Consider the following 10,854-nt stretch of genomic DNA (forward strand, 5'->3'; position numbering starts at 1 on the left):
TTTTGCAGTGTTTTTTATATTATTTTTTATTTATAAAAATATTGAAATATATGAAAAATGAATATTTACCGTCTCTTGTTTTATAGTTGGTACTATGGTTTTTTAAACATCTACCAGACAGCCATTGCCAGTCATTCCTGCTGGCACGAATGGATGAACACAGGGGGTCAATATGGATGTACAGGCAATCCGACAGTTAATCCTTCAGGTCAAAGAGTTGGAATCGCAAAGCAGACATCTGCAAACGCTTATCAGTGATCGGATTGAACAATTACATCGCACAATTGAGCTGCCTGATGATAATGCCTGTGAGACATTGCTGATCTTTACGATGGATTATATTGACCATGTGCCGGATTTTCTGGAAGCGCTTAATGAAGCCTCCCGGCAAGTGGGTATTCATCGGTTTATCTCACCATTTCTGGATATTGCTGAAGAAAACTTTATGGCGGCCATAACCCGGGATCAACCCGTTTCCGGGCTCGATTTATTGCTTGATAAAGCCTATTTTGCCCATCGGCTTATTGAAGAAGTAAACGACCAATATCTTGTAAAAACCGGATCAACGCTCATCCCCATGAATATGACCTGGGCGAACCTGATTGTTCATTCAATATTGGGGGAAAAGTTTGCCAATGCCCTGGATGTGATTGTGGATAAAACGGTGGATCAGATGATGCGCTCGCAAGCGATTTATCATGAAGAGAAATTCCGGGAGTTTATCCATGATCGCAGTGCTGAGGAGTGGATCAGGATCTGGTCACGCTGGAACTGCCTTTCCAACAACCTGGGTATTGAGCTTAAATTTACAGCCTCGGCCTGAACCAGCCAGCCTGATGAACTTTAATTTTATTTCAGTGTCTTAATGATAACCAGTCTACGGTTCCGGTACCCTGACAACATTTGATAAAAGATAATAGAGGTGATCCGTAATCGCAGTACTAACAAGCGGTAAGAATAGGGGATGGTGAAACTGTTCATCAACAAACTGAGCAACCACTTCTGCGATGTGATCTGTATTTTTCGTTATACCTTTTTTCCAGTGATTTCCTCGTTCTCCATAACAATCATTGTCGATCGGACTGATTCACCGTGAATGGGGGTTTTAACTCCGTAAGGCGCCTGTATTTGATCAAGCTCTTCAGTGCTGGATAGCCGAACTACAGGGTCTGATCTCTCTACGACTCTATTCCTGATAAAAAAATTGTTTTTTACAATTATGATGCCTGTAGTTAAGCCTAAGGTTGAACCAACCAGACCTCCGACTATGGCACCATCTATCGCACCTTTTGCAGCTAGCTCTGTTCCCAGGTCATTTTCCAGGAAAAAACCCACGCCACCTCCGATGCCACCTCCCAGAACACCGTTAATGGCACGCATTAATGCAGTATTTCCATTACCCGGATGAACAACCACTGCACTTGTTGCACCACCAGCCATACCGCCTACTACAGCTCCTGCCATACCACCTGCTATAGCCCCGGCAATACCACCAGTAACACAGCCTATAGCTCCTCCTACAGTCGCACCCACTGAGGCATCTTCTAATACCAGCATCAAGCTTCTGAACACATCTAACCTTGTGACCTGAAGTCCTCTAAACGTGCAACATTGCTTCTCAAGATTGAAACACTGCCGGGAGGCCTGTAAACACAGCGCTTCTTCAGGAGTCACGGATACCGGTGCTGGTGGTAACATACAAACTGAACTTGCCCCCGGTTGTTGCCGGGCAGCTCTGGTTGGTTGTCAAAATCCAATTATTTCACGCAGTAAGGTAGACCATCATCAATGCACCCTCACGGCTTTTTTACAGGTGGATCATCAACAAATCGAATAATGTCGGTATGATCATCCAGAATACTCTCTTCCCGGGCAATACGGGCCTCTGGCAAATTCCCCTCCAGCCTCGGATTGACTTCCATCTCATCGCTGAAGCCGCATTCCACGCATTCCCGGTAATCCCGCTCAGTCTCACTGCGGAACATTCGAACTGAATCCATTGTGCCGCAGGAAGGGCATACCGCTCCTGCAATAAAGCGCTTGGTTTTCATGGCTCTTAATCCCTGACTGATGTGACAGTTATACGCAACAGAAAGCACCTCAAGCGCTCTGCTGCGTATTTATTTCAAATAGCCGTCATTTAACGGCAAAACTTATCATGGTTGGGGCAAAAAACTGCAAAGCCCAAGCCATTAAGCCGTTTGAATACCGCTGTGTCGCAGCAACGCATCAATCTCTGGCGCTCGGCCGCGGAAGTTGACAAACAGCTCCATAGGTTCAGCAGAACCGCCTTTTTCAAGCACCTCATGGAGGAAGGACTCACCGGTTTCCCGGTTAAAAATCCCTTCTTCCTCAAAGCGTGAAAACGCGTCAGCGGATAACACCTCAGCCCATTTATAGCTGTAATAGCCCGCAGCATAACCACCGGCAAAGATATGGCTGAAACTGTTCTGAAAACGGTTGAAAGATGGCGGCATCACCACTGCCACTTGCTGGCGCACCTGATCCAGCACGGACTGAACATCAATGTTATCGCGATATTCCTTGTGCAGTTTGAAGTCAAAAAGTGAAAACTCCAACTGCCGGACCATCATCATGGCAGACTGGAAGTTTTTTGCCGCCAGCAATTTATTCAGCATCGCTTCCGGCAGCGGCTCGCCGGTTTCAAAATGACCGGAGATAATGGCCAGCCCTTCCTTCTCCCAGCACCAGTTCTCCATAAACTGACTGGGAAGTTCGACAGCATCCCAGGCAACGCCACTGATGCCAGAAATCGCCGCATAATCCACTTTGGTCAGCATGTGGTGCAGACCGTGACCAAACTCATGGAACAGGGTTACCACTTCGTCGTGGGTTAACAGCGCCGGTTTATCGCCCACCGGCGGTGTGAAGTTACAGGTCAGGTAGGCCACCGGCAGTTGTAACTTGCCATCCTGTTGCCAGCGGGAACGGCAGACATCCATCCAGGCACCACCACGCTTATGTTCCCTGGCATAAAGGTCCAGGTAAAAGCGACCGATCACCTCTCCTTCTCTGGTGATGTTGAAAAAGCGCACATCTTTATGCCAGGTATCCACGTTATCCACGGTGGCAAACTCAACGCCATAGAGTCGATTGACCACGTCAAACATTCCGGCAATGGCTTTTTCCGCCGGGAACCATGGGCGCAGTTCTTCCTGGGAAATGGCGTACCGCTGCTGCCGGAGTTTCTCGCCATAATAGCCAACATCCCAGGCTGCAAGATCTTCAACGCCGTACTCTGCTTTGGCAAACGCTTTCAGTTCCGCCAGCTCCTGCTCCGCCTGAGGCTTGCTTTTGGCGGCCAGGTCTTGCAGAAATTCAATGACTTTATCCGGGGACTCCGCCATCTTGGTGGCCAGGGAGTATTCAGCGTAGTTCTCAAAACCCAGTAACCGGGCCAGTTCATGGCGAAGCTGCAGGATCTGCCTCATGTTGTCCGTGTTATCAAACTCCCCGGCATTTGGCCCCTGGTCAGACGCGCGGGTAGAGAAGGCGGTGTAAACCTCTTTCCTGAGCTCCCGGTTATCGCAATAGGTCATCACCGGAAAGTAGCTTGGAAAATCCAGATTCAACAACCAGCCCGCCTTCTCTTTTGACTCGGCCAGCTGCCTTGCCCCGGCCAGGGCAGACTCGGGTAATCCGGCCAGCTCCGATTCATCGGTAATCAGCTTGCTCCAGGCCATGGTGGCGTCCAGAACATTGTCAGAGAATTTGCTGGTCAGTTCCGACAGCTGTTTTTTGATCTCGCCGTAACGGGCTTTCTGCTCATCTTCCAGGGCAACACCGGCTAAACGGAAATCCCTGAGGTTATCGTTAATCACTTTCTGCTGAGCGCTGTCCAGCTGCTTAAACGCTTCAGAATCTGCCAGAGACTGGTAAGCCTCAAACAACTGACGGTTCTGGCCAATACGGGTAGAGTATTCAGATAGCAGCGGCAAACAGCCATTGTACGCTTCCCGCAGTGCTTCACTGTTGACGACCGCGTTCATATGACCAACCGGTGACCATGCTTGCCCCAACCGGTCATCCAGCTGATCCAGGGGCTCCTGCAAAGAGTGCCATCCGAAAGCGGCACCTCCAAGAGCGGCACCGGAAGCCAGTAACGCGGCAAGCGCCTTTTCATTATCAGCAATAATGGATTCAATGGCGGGTTTTACATGTTCCGGCAGAATTTTGGAAAATGGGGGAAGTTCACTGGATTCCAGTAGCGGGTTAATCATAAGACAGCTCTCTATACTTTTTAAATTTCATGGTAATTATTGGTAATAGATGGGTGCGTCATCCGGTGAATTCAAGCAGAATCCGGTCAATGCACCAGGAGGCTGTCCGAGAATAGCGCCCGTAGCGAGGATGGCAGAAAATTGAGGATAAAAAGTCGGAATTTTTTAGTCAATAGTGGTTCTATTTACTAAAAAATTCCGACTTTTTAGACCAATTTGCTGCCACCGCAGTAGGGCAGTCTATTCTCGGACAGCCTCCTAGCCATTATTTGCATCCACTGAGGCAGAAACACCACAGGAGCCCCGCTCAATGAGTCAAGCCATCCGAAGCTTCAATCATAAAATGCCAGTTCTTGGCGAAAGGGTCTATATCGACGACAGTGCGGTTGTGCTTGGCGATGTCACGATCGGGAACGATAGCTCGGTATGGCCAACGGCGGTTATTCGTGGCGATATGCATTCCATCCGTATTGGCGACAGAACCAGCATACAGGATGGTTCAGTTCTGCACATTACCCATGCAAGTGATTACAACCCCGCTGGCCATCCGTTGACCATTGGTGATGATGTAACGGTAGGGCATAAAGCGGTTTTGCATGGTTGTACTATCCATAACCGGTGTCTGATTGGTATTGGTGCCATTATTCTGGATGGTGCCGTGGTGGAAGAAGAGGTGATTGTCGCAGCCGGTTGTCTGGTTCCCCCGGGCAAGCATCTTGAGAGTGGTTTTGTCTACAAGGGAAACCCGGCCAAAAAAACACGGGAACTATCGGAAACAGAGCGTAGTTTCTTCCAATACACCGCTGGAAACTATGTCAAACTGAAAGATAACTATCTTGAAAATCAGGCTCTTGATAGTCAGGCTCTTGATAAATAGTAGAAGGGCTGCATCCAGCCCTTGATCAAGTCCTTAGTACCACTTAAAAATCATAACGTTAATTACTCCCCCTGCATTTTTTAATCATCCTTGTGACTTAAGTAGTAATGACTCACAGACTGGTCATAACTAATCTGAATTTATCAATACAAGCTATGACTGTTTTCAAGCACTGAGACAAGGAATTTAATATGAGTCAACTTTACAATGTGAACCAGGAAAACAACCCTATCTATAGACAAGCCGAGTTAGCCGATGCGGCCAAAGACAGAGCTGATATAGAAAAATCCAGGGAAGCAGCCCTGGAGTACCACACCAGGCTCCAGTTGGAAGATACCATTGATCTTGACGGCAATGGTGACGGCAGGAGCAACGATTCCCGCTTGCTGTCTATCCTTGCCCGCCAAAGAGTCTTAGGCTGATTTAATGCACTGAATATCCCACCGGAGGCCTTTCTATGCCTCTGGTGAATATGTTATAAGCGCTCCCTGATAAACACAGCTGGCTTTTTCAAACATGGACATTTACTCAACCGTTATACTGCTTTTCCTGATCATGGATCCTTTGGGCAATATGCCTGTCTTTATCTCAGTTCTGAAAGGAGTTCCTGAACAGAGGCGTAGCAAGGTGCTTATCAGAGAGCTGCTGATTGCCCTGGTTATTCTTCTGATCTTCCTTTTTGCCGGAAAATACCTGCTGCTATCACTGCATTTGAAGCAGGAATCGGTGAGTATTGCCGGTGCAATTATCCTGTTTATTATCGCCATTCGCATGATTTTCCCATCCAGCCGGGGTGGTGGCATCATGGGCAGTACCCCAGACGGTGAACCATTTATTGTTCCCCTGGCGATTCCCCTGATTGCCGGCCCATCCATTCTGGCAACGCTGATGCTGGTCTCCAGCCAGCATCCGGGAAATCAGTGGCCACTGGCCATGGCCGTTTTTATCTCCTGGGCATTGAGCGCTGCCATTCTGATGATGTCGGGTAAAATTATGAAATTACTGGGTAGTCGGGGCATATTTGCCATTGAGCGGCTGATGGGGATGATCCTGGTGATGCTCTCGGTGCAGATGTTTATGGATGGTATTGCTCACTATTCGGCATAGTAAATACTTACTGACTGCTTCCTGAAAACAATCAACAAACCGGAAGCAGTCCCTGTACAAGCCCACCATATTTCCACTATCATCGAACTATTTGCCGCCTAAGTTTTCTACCATGGATCTAGATACCTGCGCCAAGGCTCTGAAAGAGTTGGGTCACCCTTCACGACTTGGAATCTACAAACGCCTGGTCAGGTCTGGCCATCAGGGGGGTTTGTGCCCATTCCCTCGAAAAGTTCACTGTACAAAAACTAGACCACTTTTTTTAACCTGAAATAAGTTGCCCTGGATACACCAGACCTCTCCATTACGTCTTTCATGGGTACTCCTTCACTAATCATGGCTTTGGCTTGATCGGTGCTTTTGTGGGGCTTCCTGCCAAACTTAACGCCAGACTCTTTGGCAGCTAAACGACCTTCGTTGGTACGTTCAAGAATGCGCTCTCGCTCTGCTTCAGCAACAGCCGCCAATATCTGGATAATCATTTTTCCCATCGCCCCTTCAGTGCTGAGGCTGTTGTCCAGGAAACGAATGGAAATTCCTTTTTTGTAGCAGCTATCAACGATCTTGATCATGTCTGCCGTGTTACGGCCTAAACGATCCATCTTGGTACAAATGATGGTGTCATCTCTTTCGGCTCTGGTCAGCAGTCGTTGCAGTCCATTTCTGTCGTCTGTTTTGCCGGTCATTTTGTCGGTGAATATCCGGTCTTCACGAACTCCGGCTTTTTTCAGGGCTGAAATCTGAATATCCAGTTTTTGTTGAATCGTTGAAACTCTTGCGTAGCCCAGAAGTGCCATTTTGATCGATCTCAGTATCAAATATCGAAATTGATACTATCAGGTCTCAGAACTAGAAAAACAAGATTTTTGATACCTTTTTTCTCACGCTTCTGTACAGTATCAGATTTTCTAAATTTTGATACCTGAAAAAGTATAAGCGACATATGTCTCAGAAGAACGAGAAGCGGATTCACATTCTAAGCCCAAATGAAGTCAGGGAACTCTACGAACGGCCAGTATTTAATCAGGCTGATCGGGAGGACTATTTTTCCCTTGATCCTCATATGCAGAAAATCATTGATGGTTTGGAAAAACTGGAAACCAGAATCTATTTCATCCTTTTGGTTGGCTACTTTCGAGCCAAGCCAGTAATTCCAAAATTCACCCTGGACGATGTGGCCAGAGATGCAGAGTATATTCGAAAAACCTATTTCCCTAATGAAAACATTGCTCTGGATCAGCTGCCCAAGAGTACCCGCTCTAAACTGGTTGGCAAGATGCTTGAAACATTGGGTTTTGCTCGTTTGTCGAAAGCTCACCAGACACACCTGATAACACGGATGAAGGATGTTGCCACCATCTGTACCGATCCGAGATATATTTTTGATGAAGGACTCGCCTTTCTTGGTCAGCAGCGGATAGCACTGCCAGGTTACACCAGTTTACAAAATCTGGTGACAGAGGCTCTTGTGGGGGAGCAGCAGCGCATCGAGGCTGTCCTCTCAGAGCAGATGTCAGAAACCACACAACACAAGCTGAACAAGATACTCACGAACAAAGGCGCACTGAACAGCCTGTCAGTATACAAAGGATCAGCCCGTGACTTCTCACCCTCTGAACTTGACCGGGAGCTGGAAACCCATAAGACCATCAAGGAAATCTATCCTGAATTAAAGTCACTGATTTCCTCTTTGGGTTTGTCGCAAGGCAATATGGCTTACTATGCCTCCATCGTCCGGCACACTTCTGTTTATAAGGTTCGTCGGTATCCTCACTGGCAGGGACTCTTATATCTGGCCTGTTATCTGTATTTCCGCTACCGGGAAACTAATGACAAGCTGGTCACTTCATTCTGTTATCTGGTTCGGAAATACCGAGACGCGTCTAAAGCCTATGCCCAGCAGAAAGTCGGAGAGGAACTGGAGGCCGTCCGCGAAAAACTGAAGTTTGCCGGGAATATTCTGCATTATTTTGTGGATGAAAACGTCAGTGACAGCCTGACTTTCGGTGAAGTCCGCAAGCAGGCTTTTTCTCTGGTCTCCAAAGAAGAACTGGGAGCGATAAGTAAACACCTGAACAAAAGTGACTTCGACCTGGCCGGATACCGTTGGGAATATATTGATAAGCAGTCCAGGAAGGTGGCCAACACTCTGCGTAAATTGTTCCTCGCTATTGATGTGGAGTGTGATAGCAACCAGATCACTCTATCTGAACAGCTCGAACACTCCAGAACGGAGCTGGCTGAGAAGCGCAAGCTCACCACTTTTAATCAGAGTTTCATCAAGAAAAGCGAGCGACCATACCTGATCGATGATGGAACGCTTCATGCAAAACGCTTTGAGTTTTACCTGTATTACCGAATCAGCAAACATCTGGACAGTGGCAAGGCATATATTACTGAAAGCGAGAAAAATAAACGGCTGGAGGATGACCTGATTCCTGTCAGGGATTGGGAAAAACACAAAGAATTCATCATTGCCAAGACCGGCCTGCAACGCCTATTGACACCGGTTACTCAAACTCTGGATGAACTTGAGGGGCTACTCAATGAACGCATGACTCAGGTAGGCGAAACCATCGCCAGCGTGATGACATTGATAACCCCATTTACAGCCAGATAAAGCATATGGGGATTATCGAAATCATGAATTACGTTAACCGAAAAACCGGCTTTCTGGATGCATTTGAAGGAATCTCTACAAGGAAACGTAATACCAAGGCTGAGGAGGATGATCTGATTGCCTGCATTTTTGGTAATGGCACCAATTACGGGCTTCAACGGATCGCGGCGATTTCAGACCGCAGTGTCGGAGTTTTGCGTGGTGTTAATGATGCGTTTGTCCGACCTGAAACGATCAGTGCAGCGAATGACTTGATCTCCAACGGAATCGCCAGACTGCCGATATTCAAGCACTATACCATCAACGAGTCAGCTCCTTTCGGTAGCATTGACGGGCAAAAATATGCTTGCCGTATCAATACCTTCAAGGCCCGCTATTCCGCCAAATATTTCCGGAAAGGGAAAGGCGTGTCTGCAATGACGCTGGTCTCTAACCATGTGCCGGTTAATACCGCTGTCATTTCCCCAAATGAGTACGAAGGTCACTTTGCTTTTGACCTGCTCTACAACAACAGCAGTGACATCCAGCCCAAGTCTCTGGCAACAGACACCCACGGCATCAACAATGTCAATTTCGCCATACTGGATATGTTTGGCTATCAGTTTTCTCCCCGTTATGCGCGGTTCAAGCGAGCTTTCAATGATCAGTTTGAGGTAGTTGTTGAGAAAGGTGATGTGAAAATCAGGCTGAAAAAGCCTATAAACCGCAGGCTGATTGAGCAGGAGTGGGATCAGATTCAGCATATTGTCTGCTCGCTGAGCCGCAAGTCTACTCAGCAGGGCACTGTGATCAGAAAGCTTTCCAACAATAAACGAAACAGCAGAATCCTGTCAGCCCTGCATGAATATGACCGGCTGATCAAATGCCTTTACCTGCTTGATTACGTCGATAACAAAACTCTGAGGCAGTTCGTGCAGCAGGCACTAAACCGGGGTGAGGCTTATCACCAGCTCCGAAAAGCCATCGCTTCTGTTAATGGCAACCTGTTCCGGGGAGGTAATGATTACCAGATCGACCAATGGAATGACTGTGCCAGGCTGATCGCCAACAGCATCATTTACTACAACTCGGCTCTACTGTCGGCTCTGATTGAAAAATTCCAGAAAGACGGCAACCAAAGAGTCGTCGATATGATTGCAAGATTCTCACCTGTTGCCTGGAGCCACATACAGCTTGCAGGAAACTATGTCTTTGGCAACCGTGATGGTTTGTTGAACCTCTACAGTATGCTGGAGAGTGTTGACCCTCTGGCAAACTATGAGCCTGACGATCAGGATCTTGCGGCTTAGACACTGAAAATGGTATTGATAACATTCTCGCCTTGGCAGAACGCATAGATAGATAGCTTGCTGGTGAAAAGAGAAGAAAGACCTGTCAAGCTGACCAATAATCATTGAAGTGGCAAGTTTCTGCTTTGCCGCTTCCCTAAAGCCAGCACTTAGGGTAGACATTAAGCAAAACCTCATTGTTATCAAGGGCTGTAGAGGCTACGTAGAGGCATTACTGACCTCTTGCATAGGGCCTCGGCCTGCAAAATTGCTAAATATAAAGCACCATGTTTTGTGTACTTTGACTGCATGGAAGCCGTTAGTTTTGCGACGGTTCTCGATGAGTACCTTGATTAACATAGGCTTCGGTTGATCAACCAAAAGTACACCTTTCAAATCCTCTGTGTAATTTGTTATGTACTTCCGGAAGTCTTCATAACCGTGACATGCAGGCAGATTTCAGCATAAGTATACGGTTTTTGCTTTATATTCATTGCTTTTGCAGGCCGGACACCAAGTGCTCATCCAGCTCGGCGTTCAGCGCTGTTTCGATGGCGACTTTGGAAAGCATTTGGGTGAAGTCGCTTAAATCACTTTCTGTCTTAATGGATTTTGCGGCTTCACGGGCGAAGGCTTCAAGCTGTTGCTTGTTCATGGTGCCTATCCTCAATCAAAACTGATTATAAGATAGGCAGAGACACAGTTTTATTCACAGTCTCGACCCCTTGGTACGCCCGGCAT

General features: G+C 47.3%; 10 protein-coding genes and 1 pseudogene. 6 read left to right on the top strand and 5 right to left on the bottom strand.

The window, feature by feature from the left end; translation table 11 throughout:
• The first annotated feature begins 172 nt into the window (after positions 1-172).
• On the top strand, positions 173-823 hold the full coding sequence (locus ACO6V1_RS06485; RefSeq protein WP_422466242.1) for a hypothetical protein: 651 nt from the start codon (positions 173-175) through the stop codon (positions 821-823).
• A gap of 203 nt (positions 824-1,026) precedes the next feature.
• Here ACO6V1_RS06485 and ACO6V1_RS06490 read toward each other — a convergent pair whose 3' ends face one another.
• From ACO6V1_RS06490 to prlC, 3 genes are all read right to left on the bottom strand, one after another.
• The gene (locus ACO6V1_RS06490; RefSeq protein WP_422466244.1) at positions 1,027-1,557 is read right to left on the bottom strand and encodes a hypothetical protein; all 531 of its coding nucleotides are present in this window, start codon (positions 1,555-1,557) and stop codon (positions 1,027-1,029) included.
• 239 nt (positions 1,558-1,796) lie between these two features.
• On the bottom strand, positions 1,797-2,051 hold the full coding sequence (locus ACO6V1_RS06495) for a YheV family putative zinc ribbon protein (protein WP_422444386.1): 255 nt from the start codon (positions 2,049-2,051) through the stop codon (positions 1,797-1,799).
• Between the two features lie 141 nt (positions 2,052-2,192).
• Complete coding sequence (gene prlC / locus ACO6V1_RS06500; protein ID WP_422466246.1) at positions 2,193-4,241, bottom strand: oligopeptidase A; 2,049 nt, start codon at positions 4,239-4,241, stop codon at positions 2,193-2,195.
• A gap of 310 nt (positions 4,242-4,551) precedes the next feature.
• Between prlC and ACO6V1_RS06505 the strand changes: the two genes are divergently transcribed.
• The 3 genes from ACO6V1_RS06505 (at position 4,552) to ACO6V1_RS06515 (ending at position 6,225) form a co-directional block, all read left to right on the top strand.
• Complete coding sequence (locus ACO6V1_RS06505) at positions 4,552-5,118, top strand: gamma carbonic anhydrase family protein (RefSeq protein WP_422444390.1); 567 nt, start codon at positions 4,552-4,554, stop codon at positions 5,116-5,118.
• Between the two features lie 191 nt (positions 5,119-5,309).
• Entirely contained in the window at positions 5,310-5,540 is a 231-nt protein-coding gene (locus ACO6V1_RS06510; protein ID WP_422444392.1) for a hypothetical protein, read from the top strand.
• 94 nt (positions 5,541-5,634) lie between these two features.
• Positions 5,635-6,225, top strand: coding sequence for a YhgN family NAAT transporter (locus ACO6V1_RS06515; protein ID WP_101745362.1), 591 nt, complete (start codon positions 5,635-5,637; stop codon positions 6,223-6,225).
• Positions 6,226-6,473: 248 nt separating this feature from the next.
• On the opposite strand, the gene ACO6V1_RS06520 is transcribed toward ACO6V1_RS06515, so the two are convergent.
• Positions 6,474-7,022, bottom strand: a complete 549-nt coding sequence (locus ACO6V1_RS06520; RefSeq protein ID WP_422466248.1) for a recombinase family protein — start codon at positions 7,020-7,022, stop codon at positions 6,474-6,476.
• A gap of 146 nt (positions 7,023-7,168) precedes the next feature.
• Between ACO6V1_RS06520 and ACO6V1_RS06525 the strand changes: the two genes are divergently transcribed.
• Together ACO6V1_RS06525 and ACO6V1_RS06530 are read left to right on the top strand one after the other, a co-directional pair.
• The gene (locus ACO6V1_RS06525) at positions 7,169-8,845 is read left to right on the top strand and encodes a DUF4158 domain-containing protein (RefSeq protein ID WP_422444396.1); all 1,677 of its coding nucleotides are present in this window, start codon (positions 7,169-7,171) and stop codon (positions 8,843-8,845) included.
• Between the two features lie 5 nt (positions 8,846-8,850).
• Positions 8,851-10,134 (top strand): transposase, encoded by a 1,284-nt coding sequence (locus tag ACO6V1_RS06530; protein WP_422444398.1) that lies wholly within the window; start codon positions 8,851-8,853, stop codon positions 10,132-10,134.
• Between the two features lie 493 nt (positions 10,135-10,627).
• Here the strand turns inward: ACO6V1_RS06530 and ACO6V1_RS06535 are convergent.
• Positions 10,628-10,768: pseudogene (locus tag ACO6V1_RS06535) on the bottom strand (IS256 family transposase); the annotation flags it as partial.
• Positions 10,769-10,854 lie beyond the last annotated feature (86 nt).

It is taken from the genome of Endozoicomonas sp. ALC013, from assembly GCF_049310205.1.
GTDB lineage: Bacteria > Pseudomonadota > Gammaproteobacteria > Pseudomonadales > Endozoicomonadaceae > Endozoicomonas.